Source organism: Cognatundibacterium aquatile (genome assembly GCF_014699135.1).
In the GTDB taxonomy this organism is placed as follows: Bacteria; Pseudomonadota; Gammaproteobacteria; order Burkholderiales; family Burkholderiaceae_D; genus Undibacterium; species Undibacterium aquatile.
Window position 1 is genome coordinate 21,653 of record NZ_JACOFT010000006.1, and the last position, 18,413, is coordinate 40,065.

The window sequence follows — 18,413 nt, forward strand, 5'->3', positions numbered from 1 at the left end:
TAAGTAATAAATCAGACCGCTTCAGAACCAGTTTCACCGGTACGGATGCGAATTACCTGCTCAACGTTTTGCACAAAAATTTTGCCATCGCCTATTTTTCCAGTATGCGCCGCTTTAATAATGGCATCAACAACGTTATCGCAAATGTTGTCGTCCACAACAACTTCTACTTTAATTTTCGGCAAAAAATCCACAACATATTCGGCACCGCGATACAGTTCAGTATGTCCCTTTTGGCGGCCAAAGCCTTTTACTTCGGTCACGGTCAAGCCCGTTACGCCAACATCAGCCAATGCTTCGCGGACTTCATCCAACTTAAATGGTTTAATGACTGCTGTGATTTGTTTCATAATAAATTTCCTTTTTTAGTCTCTGAATTTTGAGGTGATCGGGTAGCGCCAGTCACGACCAAAAGCACGGTGAGTAATCCGCACACCTATTGGCGCCTGACGACGTTTGTATTCATTAATTTTAATCAAACGCGTAATTCGTTCAACATCCTCTTCGCGATATCCTGCTGCAATAATATCGGCACGGGATTTATTTTGTTCCATATACAACTGCATGATGCCATCGAGTATTTCATAGGGCGGCAAAGAATCCTGATCGGTTTGATCCGGACGCAGTTCGGCAGAAGGTGGTCGCGTCAGAATGCGCTCTGGAATAATTTCGGCAATACTGTTTCTGTACGCACACAAACGGTATACCAGTGTTTTAGGAATATCCTTGATCACGGCAAAGCCACCAGCCATATCACCATATAAGGTGCAATAACCAACAGCCATTTCACTCTTATTGCCGGTCGTCAGCACGATAGAACCATACTTATTGGATAAGGCCATCAGTATCGTGCCGCGAATCCGCGCTTGAATATTTTCTTCTGTCGTATCTTCTTTTAAGCCGGCAAACTCTGCGTTCAGGGTGGTTCTGAATGCATCAAAACAAGCGCCGATTGAAATCTCATCGTAACGCACAGCAAGGCGCTCCACCATATCGCGCGAGTCTAACAGAGAGATATCTGCGGTATAAGGTGAAGGCATCATGATTGCCCTGACTTTTTCTGCACCCAATGCATCAACCGCGATCGCCAGAGTTAACGCAGAATCAACGCCGCCAGACAATCCCAGTAAGACGCCGGGAAAGCCATTTTTAGTCACATAATCACGCACGCCAAGTACCAGTGCATGATAAACCTGAGATTCTGTTGTACCTAATTCAGGCAAGGGCTGAGACACGGGTTGCCCACCGTCAAATTCTATGACTTGCAAAGCCGTTTCGCAGTGTGCCAACTGAGCAACGAGTTCCCCTTGCGAATTTAAAACAAAGGAATTTCCATCAAAAATCAGTTCATCCTGACCGCCAAGTAAATTGGCATACACAAGCGACATGCCTGTAGTGCTGACATTCGCGCGCATCACATCAAGACGCTGCTGCTGCTTATCCATGTGAAATGGTGAGCCATTTGGCACCAACAATACCTGCGCCCCAGCACTCCTCGCGGCCAGAGGCGCATCTTTAAACCAGGTATCTTCACAAATATTGATACCAAAGCGCACGCCCTTCACGTCGAACACACAAGCCTCAGAACCAGCAGAAAAATATCTGACTTCATCGAATACCATGTCATTCGGCAGATTGCGCTTAAAGTAGCGAACAATGACGCTGCCGTTGAGCAAAACGGAAACCGCATTAAAATGACGTCCATCTATGGCCTCAGGATGCCCGACCAACACATAAATATCTTTGAATGCAGCAAGCTGCGCAGTCAGATCAGATAACACCTGCTGTGTTTGCAGATAAAACCCGGTTCTTAACAGTAAATCCTCCGGAGGATAACCAACCAAAGACAGCTCAGGTGTTACAACAATATCTGCTCCCTGCTCAGCTGCCTGGCGGACATAATTTACTATTTTCGCGGCATTTCCGGCCAGATCACCGACCGTACTATTCATCTGAGCAATGGCAACTTTAATCGTCATAATCGTGCAATTTGAAAAAATCAAAAAATGGAATTAGTTTCTATCGACCAGTATTATCGCATGGGCTTCGCAAGTTCTCTCTCTGATATTGGACAAGAACAATGGGACAGTTTGCTGAAATCCGATCCGTCCGCCAATCCCTTTCTTTCGTATGCTTTTTTGCACGCCTTACACTCATCCGGATCGGCCTCGGCAAAAACTGGCTGGCATCCATATTATTTAACGATATGGCAAGATAAAACCTTGGTTGGCGCTTGCCCGCTTTATCAGAAAACACATTCTTACGGTGAGTACGTGTTTGACTGGTCCTGGGCACAGGCATATCAACAGCATGGGTTGCAGTACTACCCCAAGCTACTGTCCGCGATACCATTCACTCCCGTTACAGGCAGCAGAATTATTGCGAGTGATAATACGGTCAGAAACTTATTGCTGGAAAATCTGAAAAACCTCACGCTATCAGGAGACTTTTCCTCGTGTCACATTCTGTTTCCTGATGAAAATCAAATAACACAGCTGAAAAATGCAGGTTTTTTGATCAGAGCGGGGGTACAATTTCATTGGCAAAATGATCAGCACTCTGACTTCGAGAGTTTTCTGAATACGCTCAGTAAGAAAAAACGCAAAAATATCCGTGCCGAGCGAAAAAAAGTACAGGAACTAGGCATTGTTTTCTCGCATATTCAAGGTTTGGATGCGAACGAGGAAGACTGGCTTTTTTTCAAGCGCTGTTACGATGCAACGTATGAAAATCATCACTCAAAACCTTACCTGAATCTTGAGTTTTTCACACAAATTGGCAACACAATGCCGCAGCACGTCCATCTTATTTTTGCGATTAAAGATGGAAAGAAAATTGCGGCTTCGCTGTTGATATTCAATCAAAGCAAGGTGTACGGTCGTTATTGGGGTTGTGTTGAGCATTATCCCTGCCTGCATTTCGAGACAGCTTATTATCAGGCGATAGAATTTTGCATTAAAAACGGTATCCGGACCTTTGAAGGCGGAGCCCAAGGGGAACACAAGATGGCCAGAGGATTTCTACCGCAAAAGACTGCCTCGGCACATTTCTTAACGCACCCAGAGTTCAGTAATGCTGTCGCCAATTTTCTACAAAGAGAAACAAACGGCATAGAACTGTATCTGGACGATTTGAATGAGCATAATCCGTATAAACAACCACTTGAAATTTAAGATGCATCAAGGCATCCTGCTGACATGCAAAAAAACAAAACAACATCCGATAATCCGAGTAACGCAATGAATATGCACAAACGCGCAGGTCGCTTTTACCTGACTGAAAAGCTAGGCACAGGATCGAATGGCACCGTCTTTCGGGGTCATGATCCTGTCATTGACCGGGATGTTGCCATCAAAATACTCAATGCAAGCGGGAATGCCGCAGACAAAAAGCAACGTGAACAGCAGTTCATCAACGAAGCACGGGCGGCCGGCAGACTTTCTCATCCGAATATTGTGACGATCTTCGATGCTTCCAGCGAAGGAGGTACGACATTTATCGCGATGGAATTCCTCGGTGGACAAGACTTGAAAATGATGCTGGCCGCGGGACGCACTTTCGATTCCATAGAAACCACAGATATCATTCAAAGAATTGCGGACGCGCTTGCCTATGCCCACGAGAAAGCAGTTATTCACAGAGATATTAAACCTGGTAATATTTTTATTCTGACGAATAATCAACCCAAAGTAGTCGACTTTGGTATCGCCCGCGCACCGAATCGCCTGCTGGATGAAAACCAACCAGCTAATGTAACGCTGTTCAATAATAATATTCTCGGTACACCTAACTACATGTCTCCGGAACAGGCCATGGGAAAACAGGTGAATGCGCAGACGGATATTTATTCGCTCGGCGCGGTCATGTATGAAATGCTGACTTTGCAGAAACCATTTCAAAGTAACGATATAGACAAACTACTGAATCAGATCGCATATAAAACACCGAAGGCACCATCAGAAATCAATCCCGCGATACCTGAATCGCTCTCAAGAATCGTAATGAAAGCAATGCAAAAAGAGCTGAGCGATCGCTACCAGACTGCACGCGAGATGGCTGATGATTTACAAAAAGTACTGGATCGGGATAAAAGACTGAAACGCAAGAGAGGAAAAATCAGTCCGGACGGTGCAGAGAACAACACCAGCACTGAGAGTAATACTCTTCTCTGGCTTAGTCTTGCAGCGATACTGATTGCGATCGCGTTTGCGGTAATGGTCAACCTACCTCGCTAAGGTCTTGTCCATGTGGGTTTTACTAGCAATTACAAACAAGACTTAATTGATTCTGAATAAAAAACGCGGCCACAATAGCCGCGTTTTTTAGGGAAACTTACTTATTCTTACTTATTTCTGAAGCTTTTTGAAATTTTCAACGCCATCAAGAATCTCTTTTTTTGCCTCTTCCGGGCCACCCCAACCTTCAACTTTCACCCATTTGCCTTTTTCAAGATCTTTGTAGTGTTCAAAGAAATGTTGAATCTGTTTCAGGCGCAACTCATTCATATCTTCTGGTTTCTGCCAATGCGTATAAATCGGCAAAATTTTATCGACAGGAACTGCCAACACCTTTGCATCTTCGCCACCTTCGTCCGTCATTTGCAATACACCAATGGCGCGACAGCGAACAACAACACCTGGAATCAAAGGAAATGGTGTGATGACTAATACGTCAACTGGATCACCATCACCTGCGATAGTCTGCGGAACATAACCATAATTACATGGGTAGTGCATTGCCGTGCCCATGAAACGATCAACAAAAATGGCACCAGTTTCTTTATCAACCTCGTATTTGATAGGATCTGCATTCATTGGAATTTCAATGACGACGTTAAAGTCATTTGGCAGATCACGACCTGCTGGTACGTTATTCAAGCTCATGTCACTCTTTCTTAATAGATATCAATAAATTCAATTTACCGTGCAAAATTATATCGGGTTTATGGCTATATTTGTGCGGCGCAAAAGATAAGCCAGTCAAATTACAGCGTCGTCGCTATGGCACATTGCCGGTAATGGTAGGCAGCCTCTTCATCCTGCCCAAGCGCCTCGTGCAATTGTGCCAATTTCAGATTCGATTCTGTCACTGTCCGGGCTGAAACCGCGTCAGACAAAGCTTGTTCCATGTGTCGTTGTGCCTTGCCCCATAATTTTTGACGCAAACAAAGTACGCCAAGCGTTAACGCCAGTTCAGGATCAGTCGGATGATTCAGGGACCATTTTTCGCAATGTTCAATCTGAGATAACAATGCGGCCGAACCCTCTGCAGCGGCTGCATCGCGATAAGCCCGCAACAGGCGCTCATCCCAATCCTCTGTCAGTGCTTTCTCAACGATAGAACGTGCCTCATCATACAAACCTCTGGCATTAAAAGCGTTCGCAGCCTGATATGCGATAAAGGCGGATTTTCTGTCGTTTGCCGGGATTTCAAACCAGACGCGCCGCAAAGACTCTGCATCATGCTCATGCCCCTTTAACAAATCCTCGTAGGCTAATTCCTTCAGCCTTTTCGAGAGCGCTGGATGCAGGGCATGATGCTTATCGAGAGTACGAACCAGTTTCAACACATCTCCCCACTTCTGCGCCTGCTGATTTGCTTTCAATGCCCAACGCAGCACCTGGATATGGCGACTACCATTGGCATGTAACTCCTTAACTGCCTCAAGCGCCTTATCTGACTGATGCTGATCAACCAGCAGCTCAGTCGCACTCACAAGTCTGGCGACTTTATAGTTGTTGTCAGCCTCAATTCCCGCCAACCACAGATCTCTGCGCTCAAATTGCCCCATGTGATGCGCCGCACGCGCACCAATCAGTGCAGCTACCCCGGCATTATCTGGTAGTTCGGCTGCGCGGATCGCCGCTTTCTCAGCATATCCGAAACGTCCTTCAAACAAGGTCTTGAGCGACTCACGCAAAGCCTTATTGCCATCACGTTCACGCTTCTGCTGGCGGTAAGCTGCCACTTTCTTAGGCATTTTGCGTGTGGTGACAATTGCTCCGAAAATCGCATAGACAATCAGAAACAGCACTGCCACCAAAAAGAGAAATAAATTTAAAGATAAATCGATTCTGTAAGGCGGATAAAACAACACGACGTTTCCTGGATTGAAACGCGCACCGATCGCCAGACCAACGGCAAGAGAAAACAGAATCAGAAGCCGGATAAAAATTCGCATACGTTAAGGCTTCACTTTGTAGTTGCGTACTGCATTTAAACTTTCTGACAAATTCGGCATTTCTATCGACAGATTGCTGCCCTGAACCTGACGCAATAAGGCTTGCGCATTCTGAGTCTGTTTCGCCCTGGTGTCGAAATACTTTGAAATCGCATCTTGCGCAGACACCAAGTCACTACGGAAAACACTCTCATTTCTGGCCAGCAAGGCAAGTCTTGCATTAAGCAGACGCAATTTAAGATTTTCGCGTGCAAAATAGGATTGCGTCGGGGTCAACAACAAAGCGTCAGGCGTTTCTACACTGCGGACACGAATCAGTTGCTTAACCTCGCCCCACATCTCGCTGGAAAAACTCTGCCAAGCGTCCTGCAAACGCATGGAGAAAGTACTTTCCTCAACCTCGGCCACTTTCTTATCCTGCTTATCCTGCTTCGATGCACGCTGAGTTTTTGGAATAATTCTCAATGGTGCTTTTGGCGGCGTTGGCGAAACCACTGACTTCTCATCCGCCCACAAAGGAATATGATCAACCTGTGTAATGACGCTGTCGAGGCGTAACGCAATGCCAGGTAAATCAAGTGCCGGCAAAGACTTCAGACGATCAATGTCTTTCGCGATTGCTCTTCTGATCGTAATGAACTGAGGCTTGTCAGATTTAGCCAGGCGTCCATCCGCGTTCTGCAATGCAATCAACGCACCCTGAACATTACCTGCCAACTGCAATTGCTGGCTGGCTGTCGCCAATACCTGTTCAATTTCTGCCAATGCCCATTCATCACGATTTTTTGACAGATCCTGATACAGCTGCTCCAAAGCCAGTTGCTGGCTTTGAGATTCGATTTGTTTGCTTTCAATCAAAAGAACTTTGGCCTGAATTTCTTTTGTCGTTTCCTGCACATTTTTGGCCAGCAACTTCGTTTCATTACTTGTCGTGTCAGCGCTCAGCAAACGTCGAGCAACCTCCTCTTTCAGAGCACTGATCTGATTTTGAGAAGACCACCATTGCGCAGCCAACAATACGGCTAAGACGCCTGAAATCAGAAAGGCAGGATGAGTCCAGCTGCCTGACGAAGAAGCCGGAAGCGAATTGGCCGCAGTAGCGACCACGGATTGATCAGGGCTTTGAGATGGCAAAGAACCCCCTGTGTTAGTTTGCTGTTCATTCATACTCAGGATTGTAACGCGACAAGTAGCTGTTCGTCGCCTGATGCGGTTAAAGTGATGGAATGAAACCCCATTGCCTGCGCTGTTTCGGCAATACGGACGTGGGGAACGATAATGTGTTGATGTTGGATTTTTGCCACGGCATCGTCGAGGGTTAATTGTTCACACCAGAAAATGAGCGTTCGCAATGCCTCAGAACTGGTAATCACCCAGTCATTCTCTGACTGGAGCAACTGTTCTAACTGCCTCTTCACAGAAATACTGAATTCGGGAGCAGAACGCCGATAAGCAGCCAGTTGCGTCACATGAATGCCACGGGAACGAAATGCATCGGCCAAAAATTCCCGGCCTGTTGTTCCTCGCACGATCAATACCTGCTTATCAGCCAGTGCAGCAAAGTCAATCTCGGCCGCCAAGGTCTCAGAATCCGTTTTCAGTTTATTCGAGGGACTGATGATCGTCGCATTGTCAGAATGAAGACCATAGCGCGCCAAAGCAAGCCTACTCCCCTCACCGACAACACCAATCGGAACCTGTAACGGCCATTGCGTGATATGCGAAAAAAAAGCATCAATCGCGTTCGGACTCACAAAAACAACTAATCCATAACTACTGAGATTAGTTACTTTGTCGCTAATCTCAGTCTGATTCTCTAAGTGATGTATTTCGATCAAGGGAAATAATTGACACGGACGCGATAAAGCCTGAAGTTGAGCGGCAAAATCCTGAGCCTGTGCCAATGGGCGCGTGACAATCACATTCCTGCGCGACATAAGAGAATTACTCAACAATCTGTGCTTTACACAAAGCCAGGATGCCCTCAGCATCTTGGGCAGACAAGGCCTGCGCCAGTTGTAAACCCAGCGTTCCTGGCTCAGACGCATCACCAAAAATCTCGGCACTCGCCACTCGCCGTCCATCCGGGGTTGCCACCATTCCACGTAAGTGCATTGTTTGATCAGCTACGGTTGCGAACGCCGCCAGTGGTATCTGACAACTCCCGCCAAAAACCTTGGACACAGTTCGCTCGGCAATAACAGACTGAGAAGTTGCCAAATGATTCAACGGGGCAAGTAACTCAAGTAAATCAGGGCGCGAATCCGACACTTCTATCGCCATAGCGCCCTGTCCAGCTGCAGGCAAGCTTGCCTCAGGCTCTAAAAATCCGCGTATACGCTGAGGTAATTCGAGACGTTTTAATCCTGCCGCTGCAAGAATAATCGCAGCGTATTCGCCCTCATCAAGCTTACGTAAACGGGTATCTAGATTGCCACGCAAAGGGCGAACCACTAAATGCGGGAAACGGGCGGAAATGACGGCCTGACGACGCAGGCTGCTGGTACCGACAACAGCCCCATCGGGCAAGCTACTAAGGGAATCATAATCGTTGGAAACAAAAGCATCGCGCGGATCTTCACGCTCTAAAATCGCAGCCAAAGTGAAGCCTTCGGGTAACTCCATAGGAACATCTTTGAGGGAATGTACTGCCAGATCGGCACGACCTTCAGCCATCGCCACTTCCAGCTCTTTAACAAATAAACCCTTCCCGCCGACTTTAGATAAAGCACGGTCTAAAATCTGATCGCCGCGCGTCGTCATTCCAAGAATATCGACCTGGCAATCCGGGTATAACGATAACAGGCGGTCACGAACATGTTCAGCCTGCCACATTGCCAACCGGCTCTCTCTGGAAGCAATGACCAATTTTTTGGGAGAAACTGCAGTCAAAATAATTTTCTTTCTAAATATTCAGGCAATCAGATGTCATCTGGTAAATCGAGTGTGCCGAATTTTACCATTCAGAAATCATGATTTCGTCGGTTAAACTATTGAAAATTTGCAGACTTTTTGATCAATCCAGGCAAACTTGACACATAATCGGCGGTGACGGCATCATAACGCCTTGATTAGACGCACATATTCAAAATGCCGCCAAAATTGAGCGGCATTTTTTACGCACGTAAACAACGGAATTTTTATGCAAGCAAGTACAACTGAAAATAAAAACCACACCATTCTGACTGGCGACCGCCCTACTGGCCCTCTTCATCTGGGACATTTTGTCGGCAGTCTGCGCAACCGCGTCAAATATCAACATCAATATCAGCAGTACATCATGCTCGCCGATGCACAGGCATTGACGGACAATATGGACAACCCGGCCAAAGTTCATGACAACGTACTTGAGGTTGCACTGGATTACCTTGCCGTTGGCATTGACCCCACTAAATCCACGATCTTTATTCAGTCGCAAATTCCTGAACTAACAGAATTAACGTTCTACTATCTGAATCTGGTTTCTGTTGCCCGTCTGGAACGCAATCCGACGATCAAACAAGAGATCATCCTGCGTAATTTTGAGCGCGATATTCCTGCTGGCTTTCTGACATACCCTGTCAGTCAGGCCGCCGACATTACTGCATTCAAAGCGAGCCTGGTACCTGTGGGCGAAGACCAGATTCCTATGATTGAACAGACAAACGAAATCGTTCGCCGATTCAATCGTCTGGCAAAGAAAGATATTCTGGTTGAGTGTCAGGCATTGGTGCCAGAGATCGGTCGTTTGCCGGGTATCGATGGAAAAGCCAAAATGAGTAAATCCCTCGGGAACACGATCAACCTCGGTGCCAGCCCCGCAGAGATAAAAGCGGCAGTACGCAATGTCTATACAGATCCATTGCATCTGCGCGTCAGCGATCCTGGACACCTGGAAGATAACGTCGCCTTTATTTATCTGGATGCGTTCGATGAAGACAAAATCGGATTACAAGCAATGAAAGACCACTACACACGCGGCGGCTTGGGTGACAGCGTAGTCAAGGCACGTCTTGAAGGAATATTGCAGGATCTGCTTACACCAATTCGTGAGCGTCGCGAAGAATATGCCAAAGATCGCGGTCAGGTTCTGCAAATGCTCAAAGAGGGAACCCAAAAAGCGCGGGAAATTGCAGCTAAAACGACCGATGAAGTGAAAGCAGCGATAGGATTAAAACATTTCTAAAAAAGATGCTGTACATCATTAATTTCCCCCTCTCATTCAGTCCAGAAGGGGAACCATCTGCAGGATGTATCAACGTGTGATTAACCACCTTAAAACTTGTTATTAATCAAACGCACATCCCTCAGATAATCCATCATGAAGGTTCGATCTGCCACTACTGAAAGGAAGAACGATGTATAGCAAAATTCTTATGCCGACCGACGGGTCTGAGTTGGCCAATGCCAGCATTCAAGCGGGTATTGAGTTTGCAAAAAAAGTAAATGCCAAGGTAGTTGGGATTTTTGTAGCGGCGAATTATCAGTACCCTATTTACATCGACATCATTCCGCCAAACACCCCGACTGAAGAAGAATACCAGGCGGCGATGCGTGCCTTTGGCGAATCTTATCTGGAGCCGGCCAGAGTAGCTGCGCACAAGGAAGGTCTGGAGTTTGAAAGTGTCGTCAAGTTTAGTGATGCGCCTGCGAAGGAAATTGTCCATACAGCACAGCAATATGCTTGCGACCTGATCTTTATCGCATCCCACGGACGCAGTGGGGTCGGACAATTACTTTTGGGTAGCACGACAAGCAAAGTTTTATCCATGTGTGATATTCCAGTTCTGGTGCATAGAGTCAAAAAACACTGAGCTGGTAGCCACGGACATAGGCAATAAGCAACTAATCGGGTTGTACAGTACAATAGTGCATGCCTTGCGACTCAGCTTGCACAAAATTTAACTGCACCACTGATCAATGATTAGAATTCTTATTGCCGATGACCACACTATCATGCGTGAAGGACTCAAGCGCATACTTGATGGAAACGACGACATACGTGTGGTTGCAGAAGCTATCGACGGTTTTGACACTTTGGAAAAAGTGAGGAACACACAGTTTGATGTCCTGTTAATGGATCTGTCCATGCCAGGGCGAAGCGGCGTCGACCTGATACGTCAGATCAAAGATGAATTCCCCAAGCTGCCCATCCTGATTCTCACCATGCATGAAGAAGAGCAATACGCTGTGCGTGCGATCAGAGCCGGCGCCAGAGGGTATCTGACAAAAGAAAGTGCGGGCACACAACTGGTTACAGCATTGCGCAAAGTCGCGTCGGGCCGCCCCTATATCAGCATAGAAGTGGCAGAGCAGTTAGCCATGAATGCGATGCCTGCCGACGATAACCTTCCGCATACCAGCCTTTCTGATAGAGAATTTGAGGTTTTCAGCCATATCGTCAAGGGAAAAACGATTACAGAAATTGGTGATCTGCTACATCTCAGTGTAAAAACAGTCAGCACACATAAGATGCGTATTTTGCAAAAAATGAATATGAGCAACATTTCCGACCTGGTTCAGTACGCTGTCGCCCATAACCTTCTGATTCCTAACGCCTGACCAAGCACTTCCCACCGTCACTATCTTGTAGGAATATTCCTATAAGATCAGCCTTAAATCTGACAATTCAAATCAGCATTACCTGATTTAAATCAAAAAGCGAAGCCGTGATAATAGACATCAAGCAAACAAGCGATGTCTTACATCACGCGCACCATGAATTTATTTATCGTTGAAGATTCGGTTTTAATTCAAAATCGACTCGTTCGTTTCATAGAAGAAATACCAGGGATGCACGTTATCGGTGTTTCTGGCGACATCGATACTGCCTACGACAGTGTTATCAATAGTGACACTGATGCAATGATTCTTGACTTGCAATTAGGTGATAAAAATGGCTTGCAACTTTTGAAAGATGTGAAGCAAAATAAACCAGAGGTCAAGATTGTCATTCTCACGAATCACTCAACTGAAGACAATCGCGTGCACGCTATGCGCGCTGGTGCAGACGGTTTTCTCGACAAATCTACTGACTTCGACCAGATACAGAATTTTCTGTACGACTGGGAAAGTCCAGATGCGTCGAAACAAGTTAATTAATTTTCGTTTATCCAGGAGACTCACATGACAACAGTTGCCCAATCATCCCGCCCAGTCAGCCAACATATTGCAGCAAACAAAGCGATGCTTCCAGTGATGTCAAACGAGGCAGGTTGGCGTTGCCACGGCAATTTGTGGTCAGACCTGAGTCAGGTCTGTGATCTGTTAAATATTCCTACTCCTCTTAACTCAACGGATGAAGAAGCCTTATTTCAGCATGTTCGCTTTAAAGCTGGTCAGCGCATTCATACGATAGGACAGAATTTTGAAGCGCTGTATGTTGTCAACTCGGGATTCCTGAAAACTGTATTAATTGATGAATACGGTAACGAACAAGTACTGAGCTTTCCGATGAAGGGTGATCTGCTTGGAATCGATGGCATCCATAATCAACAACACGCCTCAGAAGCTGTTGCTCTGTCAGATTGCGACATCATTATTTTGCCTTACAAGGCTTTTGCAAATCTGGGGCGCAGCTATGTTGAATTAGAACATGCAATGTTCAGCGTCATGAGCCGCGAACTGGTTCGTGAACAATTAATGATAGGCATGCTTAGCGCACTTAGCGCAGAAGCCAAAGTTGCCCGTTTTCTGACCACACTGGGCGAACGCTTCAGCCAGTTAGGTTACTCTGGAAAATCATTCAACCTGCGTATGACTCGCCACGAAATCGGCAGCTACCTTGGCTTGACATTAGAAACCGTTAGCCGGACGCTGTCTGCATTTAACGAAATGGGATTAATCAGCGTCGATCAACGTGAAATATGCTTACTTGATACAACTGCGTTGAAAACCCTGCGTCGTCTGCCGCCAGCAAAAACCCGAAATAAAGTCAGTGAAAAAGTATCTGTAATGGTTGGGAAAAAACTACTTCCGCAATGGGGAAGTGAAACAGCGGTTGCCGTATAAAATATTTAAGCTAGAATCTGGCAACTTATACAAAAATTTGCGTCACCGATTTTGATTCATTACCGATTTTTCTCTAAGAGTTTTTTAAGCTCTGACGCGAAGAAAAAATTAACAGGAGCAATGACATGACATATAAGACCTTACTTGTGCACGTTGATGAATCAGAGCGATCAAATTTAAGAGTCAAATTTGCGGCTGAAATTGCTAAAGCTGAAGATGCACATTTAATCGGGACAGCAGTCACTGGCGTTTCACGATTTATCTATCAGGACGGAAACATCAGTGCCAGCGACCCGAACTTGACGATCCATCTCAATTTTCTCAGAGAACGCGCAGAAAAAGCCGTCGCCAATTTCAATCGCGAAGTGGAAACGATTGGTGTTTCATCACATGAAAGTATGGTTGCAAATGACGAGGCTGGTGGTGGAATTGGCCTTCAAGCCAGATATAGTGACTTGGTGATCATAGGACAAACCAATCACGATGAGCCCTCGCCTTCAGTATTACCAGATTTTCCTGAATATATTGTGATGAATTCCGGGCGTCCGGTACTCATCATTCCGTATGCGGGAGATTTTAATACGATCGCAAAACGCCCCTTGATCTCTTGGGATGCAAGTCGGGAATCGACCCGTGCAGTTACTGATGCACTGCCCTTACTAAAAAAGGCAGATGTAGTTCAGGTTGCCATTTTCAATCCAAAATCCACGCCTGATGCCCACGGCGAGCAACCCGGCGCTGATATCGCTCTTTACCTCGCAAGACATGGCGTTAAAGTCGAGGTTTCAGTGCACAAAACTTCCACTGATATCGGTAACGCGTTGCTCTCATTAGCACATGACCTCGATAGCGATATGATAGTGATGGGCGGTTACGGACATTCCCGTTTCAGGGAAATGATCATGGGTGGCGTGACTAAGACCATTCTTGAAAGTATGACGGTTCCTGTATTTATGTCTCATTGATCATTACTGGCGTCAGGTTCACCGCCTCGGTAATAATGGCATCCACTGATGGGTGCCATTTTTTTTACCAAGACATCAATACAAGCTGATTTCAGCCCTTAAAATACACATATCTCATCTCAATATCATCAAGTCGCATGTCATCAAATTCACTCTCGTTAACATCAAGACTATCCGAAGCGCGTTGGATCGCGGGGGTCCTGTTTGTACTATCCTGTTTTTTATGGGTAGACCAGGAGCGCCTCTCCGTCTTCGTCGTACCAGCGCCGCTCCCGGTACATACCTTTCTAGAGACAGTGACCATCGTTATTTTTGCTTCGGTGTTTATCGTTTGCTGGAATGCTTTTGGTGAAGTACGTAAAAAAAGTAGTGTGATACTGGCAGTTGCATTTCTCTGCACAGCAATATTGGGCTTTTTTCATACGCTCACATTTCAAGGTATGCCTGGATTCGAAACCGCAGGAGACATGCATAAATCAATGAGTTTCTGGCTTATTTCTCGATCAATAATCGCGACAACTTTGCTTGGGCTTGCGTTTGATCCGGAAGACTCAGAAATAAGTCAGATGCAATCGTATGGGGTTTTGAGTGCCGGTTTACTAGCCACGTTAGGCTGGGGGATTCTGGTTTTTGCATTTCCCAATTTAATTCCGCTGACATTCATTCAGGGAGCCGGTCAGACATCGTTCAAAGTCGCCTGCGAAACCTCGTTAATTGCAGCACATATCTTAGCTGCAGTTTTATTTTACAGACACGCACTACGCTTCCAGATTGACAAATCTGCAGAGCATTTACATATCGACAGAGTTCCACTGTTTCTGGCCACCGTCTTGATGGCAATGTCTGAAGTCTACTTCTCCATCTATGCGGAAACCAGTGATGTCAATGTCGTCATAGGACATACATTTCTACTATTTTCCGCGATTGCGATTTACCGCAGCATGGTCGCTGTCAACATCCATACACCTTATGCAAGCCTCGCTGCTTCTACTAATAATCTGGCAAAATCTGCTGAAGAATTAAAACTGGAACGCCAACGTCTGAGTCGCATGATCGATACTGCAATTGATGGCATCATCACCGTTGACGACAAACAGGAAATCATTCTGGTCAATCCCGCCGCTGCGTTAATTTTCGGCTATGAAGTAAATGAATTAGTCGGAACATCCCTTAACCGTTTAATTCCGGCACGCCATCGCGAGACGCATAAAAGTCACGTGCAGCAATTTGGAGAGGCCGGGATCACCCGCCGCAAGATGGGCACCCATTTTGAAGACTTTTATGTCACCGGATGTCGCGCATCAGGTGAGGAGTTTCCGATCGAGGCATCAATTGCACATCAACTGGAAAACGGAAAACGCTACTACACGGTCATCTTCCGAGACATTACTGACCGAAAAGTCGCAAAAGAGAAAATGGCAAAGTATCATGAGCAACTCAGCCAGCTCTCAGCAACACTACAATCGATCCGTGAAGAGGAGCGTAAGCACATCGCGCGCGAACTACATGACGATCTGGGTCAGCTGCTCGCTGCACTTAGGATGGATTTATCATTACTGCAACGGGATCTGTCATTTCTGGACAGAAATAAACCCACGATCAACAGCATGGATCAGTTGATATTGACTGCGATTACTACGCTACGGCGTATCGCCACAGATCTGCGCCCACGCGCACTGGATGAGGGAGGACTGTTCTTCGCGCTACAGACTTTACAGAGAGATTTCTCTCATCGACATCGCATAAATTGCGAATTGATTGCTGACGAAGATCAACTGACGTTAGACGATGCGCGAAGCACAGCCATTTTCCGCATTATTCAGGAGTCACTGACCAATGTCGCACGTCACTCTGAAGCAAGCGATGTTCAGATCGAATTTCAACGCTCTCACGCAGAACTTAAATTAAACATTAACGACAATGGTAAAGGAATCGTTGAAGAAGATATGGGGAAAACCAGCTCATTCGGCTTGGTAGGCATGAGGGAAAGAATTAAAGCAATGAACGGAGAATTTCAGGTTCTGAGCACGCCTGGAGAAGGCACTACTCTGGAAATAAGATTACCGCTGACAGATTAAATATTGTAAAACACATCGTGATGCAAAAAAATACGGGATACACTCTGCATATGGCAATATTTTCAAAGGAAAGCTGATGCTATCTTCTATTTTGAGCAATGGACTGTCAGGTATGCGAGCAAATCAGACAGCCTTAGATGTTTCCAGTCACAATGTAGCGAACGCGGAAACACAAGGCTTCATACCTCAGCAAGCTGCGTTTCAAGAGGCAAGCAATGGTGGTGTGACCGTCAGCATCAGCCAACAGGGTTTTAAGATGGCAACACAAGAGACCAGCGGCACTGATCTTACGAAAGAGATAGTGCAGTCTATTCAGTACCAAGCTGGATTTGACATCAACGCAAAAATGGTGAAAACCGCTGATGAATTATTAGGAACGCTGATCAATACCAAAGCGTAGTCGCCACACTGACTGACACCTAAAAAAAGCTAGCGATCAGGCAAGACACAAAGAAAACCGGGCATCTGCTGCATATCTGAATACCAGAGTCCGATCAATCCTATCCCTATCAGTACAAATGCGCCGATGTATTTCAATACCGAAGGCACCCTGACCTTACTGACAGCATTAAATATGCCCTGACTCAACAACAGATGTGGCATTGCACTCAAACCGAATAACAACATCAGTATTGCACCCGAAAATGCATCTCCCGATAGCAAAGCAAAAGGTGCCATCCCCCAAAGTAACCCACAAGGCAGACATCCCCAAGCCATACCGACAAAGAACGGATATTCAATACTTTGCTTTAGCGGCGGGGCAAAAAAAAACAATGCTTGCTGTAGGCGCGAAAAATAAGGACTCAGAGCGTTTACGTGAAAACGAAACCCGATAACTTTGAGTCCCAGAATAATCAGCGCAAGATTACCAATGACAAACAAAATCTGATGAACCGGAAAGTAAGGTTTCAAAATCATGCCTGCACTTCCCAAACCACCAAACACTCCACCAATCATCATATATGTGGAAAGTCTGCCGGCCTGTAGCAAAGCCTGAAAACGAATACCACTTGTTACCGAGACTAGCGACTGCCTTTCAGTATCATCACTCCGGCTGATAGGAATCACTTTTCTTCCATTGCTCCCGGTACGACTAAGCATGGAAGAAATACCACCGCACATACCTACACAATGCACCCCTCCCGCGATACCGGCGGTTACAGCAGCAAGTATCAGGGGCAGAGTCAGCATAGTAATAATATAAATCGGGATGAACGCGAGATAATAAATATATCTCGCTTAAGAGATGAAACTGACACGCATTGCGCAGTAGTATTCAAGAGCTACACACCGATTGAATAAAGATGTATAGCAGACTGGCGTCTGAAACCTGGCTAATGAGCCTTCTGTACTAGTAAAGCAGTCAAACCGCTGGAGAGAATGCCTAACAGCCAGAACATGAAAAAACCTATTGTGTACACGCCCGTAAGATGCAACTGCAAACGCTGATCAAATATAATCAACTCCATAGGATCAACGAGACTAAAAAACAATCCTGTTGCAGCACATGCCATTAGAAATGCGGGCCACAACACTATCATCAACATTGGCCGTAAATAAGCTTTGCTGTGAGCTGAATTCTGATGTTCCAATCTCGTCCCCTTTAGTGATTATTCAACTGATCAGTCAACAAATCATAGGGATGCGCAATTATTTTGCCATACCTAATTGCGCGACCTTTTGCTCTGGTTCAAACCAATCCCCGGTCAGTCGCCAATCAGTCGTTTCTAATTTAATGTGAAACAATTTAACAGAGCTTGAAAAAATACTCGAGACTAACTTTAAGTCACCCTCATAAATCCCAGGGCTAACTTGCACCATAGGTAAGCGATGAACGACTTCGTTTACAGATGTCGCACCTTCAGCGGCATTAGCAAGACTCAGCTTCACAGTGTCAGGTAACAAACCGTCACCTTTCAACTGCATACGAAGTTTTCCAGAGGACACGTCGAGACTCAGCGTTGCACCTAAATGCAATTCTCTTGATTTCGCATCACGCTGAATATCTTTATTGATCATTAAGCCTTGCTTGTAATAATCTTCAGCAACCACCTTATCTGCTCCACGAAATGCAATGGCACCAGTAAAAATACTCGCACAAACAACGATTGCAGGTCCGCCCGCGACTAACAAAAGCCAAGGTTCTTTGAACCATTTATCTCTTTTTTTTGAAATCAGGATTGCATCCATAACCACTCC

Annotated in this window: 19 protein-coding genes; 10 read left to right on the forward strand and 9 right to left on the reverse strand. The window is 45.8% G+C overall.

From position 1 onward, the window contains the following. Positions 1–11: 11 nt before the first annotated feature. The gene (locus H8K26_RS15070; RefSeq protein ID WP_186885856.1) at positions 12–350 is read right to left on the reverse strand and encodes a P-II family nitrogen regulator; all 339 of its coding nucleotides are present in this window, start codon (positions 348–350) and stop codon (positions 12–14) included. Positions 351–365: 15 nt separating this feature from the next. Continuing rightward, a complete protein-coding gene (locus H8K26_RS15075) occupies positions 366–1,979 on the reverse strand; it encodes an NAD+ synthase (RefSeq protein WP_190480674.1) in 1,614 nt (537 codons plus the stop codon). A gap of 27 nt (positions 1,980–2,006) precedes the next feature. Here H8K26_RS15075 and H8K26_RS15080 point away from each other — a divergent pair, with 27 nt between their 5' ends. Next, a complete protein-coding gene (locus H8K26_RS15080) occupies positions 2,007–3,173 on the forward strand; it encodes a GNAT family N-acetyltransferase (protein WP_190480676.1) in 1,167 nt (388 codons plus the stop codon). A gap of 24 nt (positions 3,174–3,197) precedes the next feature. Then, positions 3,198–4,235: a serine/threonine protein kinase gene (locus tag H8K26_RS15085; RefSeq protein WP_186885853.1), complete on the forward strand. Its 1,038-nt coding sequence runs from the start codon at positions 3,198–3,200 to the stop codon at positions 4,233–4,235. A gap of 111 nt (positions 4,236–4,346) precedes the next feature. On the opposite strand, the gene ppa is transcribed toward H8K26_RS15085, so the two are convergent. The 5 genes from ppa to hemC all read right to left on the reverse strand — a co-directional run bounded on the left by ppa (position 4,347) and on the right by hemC (position 9,073). Then, positions 4,347–4,883 carry an inorganic diphosphatase gene (gene ppa, locus H8K26_RS15090; RefSeq protein WP_186885852.1) on the reverse strand — a complete coding sequence of 179 codons (537 nt, stop codon included), beginning with the start codon at positions 4,881–4,883 and terminating at the stop codon, positions 4,347–4,349. Between the two features lie 101 nt (positions 4,884–4,984). Beyond that, on the reverse strand, positions 4,985–6,181 hold the full coding sequence (locus H8K26_RS15095) for a heme biosynthesis protein HemY (RefSeq protein WP_186898104.1): 1,197 nt from the start codon (positions 6,179–6,181) through the stop codon (positions 4,985–4,987). 3 nt (positions 6,182–6,184) lie between these two features. Further along, complete coding sequence (locus H8K26_RS15100) at positions 6,185–7,348, reverse strand: uroporphyrinogen-III C-methyltransferase (protein WP_190480677.1); 1,164 nt, start codon at positions 7,346–7,348, stop codon at positions 6,185–6,187. Between the two features lie 2 nt (positions 7,349–7,350). Then, positions 7,351–8,103, reverse strand: a complete 753-nt coding sequence (locus H8K26_RS15105; protein WP_317889281.1) for a uroporphyrinogen-III synthase — start codon at positions 8,101–8,103, stop codon at positions 7,351–7,353. Between the two features lie 22 nt (positions 8,104–8,125). Next, positions 8,126–9,073, reverse strand: coding sequence for a hydroxymethylbilane synthase (hemC, locus tag H8K26_RS15110; protein WP_190480679.1), 948 nt, complete (start codon positions 9,071–9,073; stop codon positions 8,126–8,128). Positions 9,074–9,323: 250 nt separating this feature from the next. On the opposite strand from hemC, the gene trpS reads away from it, so the two are divergent. From trpS to H8K26_RS15150, 8 genes are all read left to right on the forward strand, one after another. After that, positions 9,324–10,346 carry a tryptophan--tRNA ligase gene (gene trpS / locus H8K26_RS15115; protein WP_190480681.1) on the forward strand — a complete coding sequence of 341 codons (1,023 nt, stop codon included), beginning with the start codon at positions 9,324–9,326 and terminating at the stop codon, positions 10,344–10,346. 172 nt (positions 10,347–10,518) lie between these two features. Further along, complete coding sequence (locus tag H8K26_RS15120) at positions 10,519–10,974, forward strand: universal stress protein (protein WP_186885847.1); 456 nt, start codon at positions 10,519–10,521, stop codon at positions 10,972–10,974. Positions 10,975–11,080: 106 nt separating this feature from the next. Beyond that, entirely contained in the window at positions 11,081–11,722 is a 642-nt protein-coding gene (locus H8K26_RS15125; RefSeq protein WP_186898107.1) for a response regulator, read from the forward strand. 135 nt (positions 11,723–11,857) lie between these two features. Then, entirely contained in the window at positions 11,858–12,262 is a 405-nt protein-coding gene (locus H8K26_RS15130; protein ID WP_186898108.1) for a response regulator, read from the forward strand. A 96-nt stretch (positions 12,263–12,358) separates the two neighbouring features. Beyond that, positions 12,359–13,171 carry a helix-turn-helix domain-containing protein gene (locus H8K26_RS15135; protein WP_370587111.1) on the forward strand — a complete coding sequence of 271 codons (813 nt, stop codon included), beginning with the start codon at positions 12,359–12,361 and terminating at the stop codon, positions 13,169–13,171. Positions 13,172–13,296: 125 nt separating this feature from the next. Next, the gene (locus tag H8K26_RS15140) at positions 13,297–14,136 is read left to right on the forward strand and encodes a universal stress protein (RefSeq protein WP_190480683.1); all 840 of its coding nucleotides are present in this window, start codon (positions 13,297–13,299) and stop codon (positions 14,134–14,136) included. A gap of 137 nt (positions 14,137–14,273) precedes the next feature. Beyond that, on the forward strand, positions 14,274–16,214 hold the full coding sequence (locus H8K26_RS15145; protein ID WP_190480686.1) for an MASE3 domain-containing protein: 1,941 nt from the start codon (positions 14,274–14,276) through the stop codon (positions 16,212–16,214). A 76-nt stretch (positions 16,215–16,290) separates the two neighbouring features. After that, entirely contained in the window at positions 16,291–16,614 is a 324-nt protein-coding gene (locus tag H8K26_RS15150; protein WP_223827054.1) for a flagellar basal body rod C-terminal domain-containing protein, read from the forward strand. Positions 16,615–16,643: 29 nt separating this feature from the next. On the opposite strand, the gene H8K26_RS15155 is transcribed toward H8K26_RS15150, so the two are convergent. Further along, the gene (locus tag H8K26_RS15155; protein ID WP_190480687.1) at positions 16,644–17,405 is read right to left on the reverse strand and encodes a sulfite exporter TauE/SafE family protein; all 762 of its coding nucleotides are present in this window, start codon (positions 17,403–17,405) and stop codon (positions 16,644–16,646) included. 459 nt (positions 17,406–17,864) lie between these two features. After that, positions 17,865–18,404 carry a FixH family protein gene (locus tag H8K26_RS15160; RefSeq protein ID WP_190480690.1) on the reverse strand — a complete coding sequence of 180 codons (540 nt, stop codon included), beginning with the start codon at positions 18,402–18,404 and terminating at the stop codon, positions 17,865–17,867. Positions 18,405–18,413: the final 9 nt, after the last annotated feature.

Bases quoted from the DNA above. Each gene is read 5' to 3' on its own strand.
- H8K26_RS15085 (WP_186885853.1), top strand. From the start codon at position 3,198: ATGCAAAAAAACAAAACAACATCCGATAATCCGAGTAACGCAATGAAT.
- H8K26_RS15150 (WP_223827054.1), top strand. From the start codon at position 16,291: ATGCTATCTTCTATTTTGAGCAATGGACTGTCAGGTATGCGAGCAAAT.
- H8K26_RS15100 (WP_190480677.1), bottom strand. From the start codon at position 7,348: ATGAATGAACAGCAAACTAACACAGGGGGTTCTTTGCCATCTCAAAGC.
- H8K26_RS15130 (WP_186898108.1), top strand. From the start codon at position 11,858: ATGTCTTACATCACGCGCACCATGAATTTATTTATCGTTGAAGATTCG.
- H8K26_RS15070 (WP_186885856.1), bottom strand. From the start codon at position 350: ATGAAACAAATCACAGCAGTCATTAAACCATTTAAGTTGGATGAAGTC.
- H8K26_RS15140 (WP_190480683.1), top strand. From the start codon at position 13,297: ATGACATATAAGACCTTACTTGTGCACGTTGATGAATCAGAGCGATCA.
- ppa (WP_186885852.1), bottom strand. From the start codon at position 4,883: ATGAGCTTGAATAACGTACCAGCAGGTCGTGATCTGCCAAATGACTTT.
- H8K26_RS15135 (WP_370587111.1), top strand. From the start codon at position 12,359: ATGTCAAACGAGGCAGGTTGGCGTTGCCACGGCAATTTGTGGTCAGAC.
- trpS (WP_190480681.1), top strand. From the start codon at position 9,324: ATGCAAGCAAGTACAACTGAAAATAAAAACCACACCATTCTGACTGGC.
- H8K26_RS15080 (WP_190480676.1), top strand. From the start codon at position 2,007: ATGGAATTAGTTTCTATCGACCAGTATTATCGCATGGGCTTCGCAAGT.
- H8K26_RS15145 (WP_190480686.1), top strand. From the start codon at position 14,274: ATGTCATCAAATTCACTCTCGTTAACATCAAGACTATCCGAAGCGCGT.
- H8K26_RS15160 (WP_190480690.1), bottom strand. From the start codon at position 18,404: ATGGATGCAATCCTGATTTCAAAAAAAAGAGATAAATGGTTCAAAGAA.
- H8K26_RS15155 (WP_190480687.1), bottom strand. From the start codon at position 17,405: ATGCTGACTCTGCCCCTGATACTTGCTGCTGTAACCGCCGGTATCGCG.
- H8K26_RS15075 (WP_190480674.1), bottom strand. From the start codon at position 1,979: ATGACGATTAAAGTTGCCATTGCTCAGATGAATAGTACGGTCGGTGAT.
- H8K26_RS15125 (WP_186898107.1), top strand. From the start codon at position 11,081: ATGATTAGAATTCTTATTGCCGATGACCACACTATCATGCGTGAAGGA.
- H8K26_RS15120 (WP_186885847.1), top strand. From the start codon at position 10,519: ATGTATAGCAAAATTCTTATGCCGACCGACGGGTCTGAGTTGGCCAAT.
- H8K26_RS15095 (WP_186898104.1), bottom strand. From the start codon at position 6,181: ATGCGAATTTTTATCCGGCTTCTGATTCTGTTTTCTCTTGCCGTTGGT.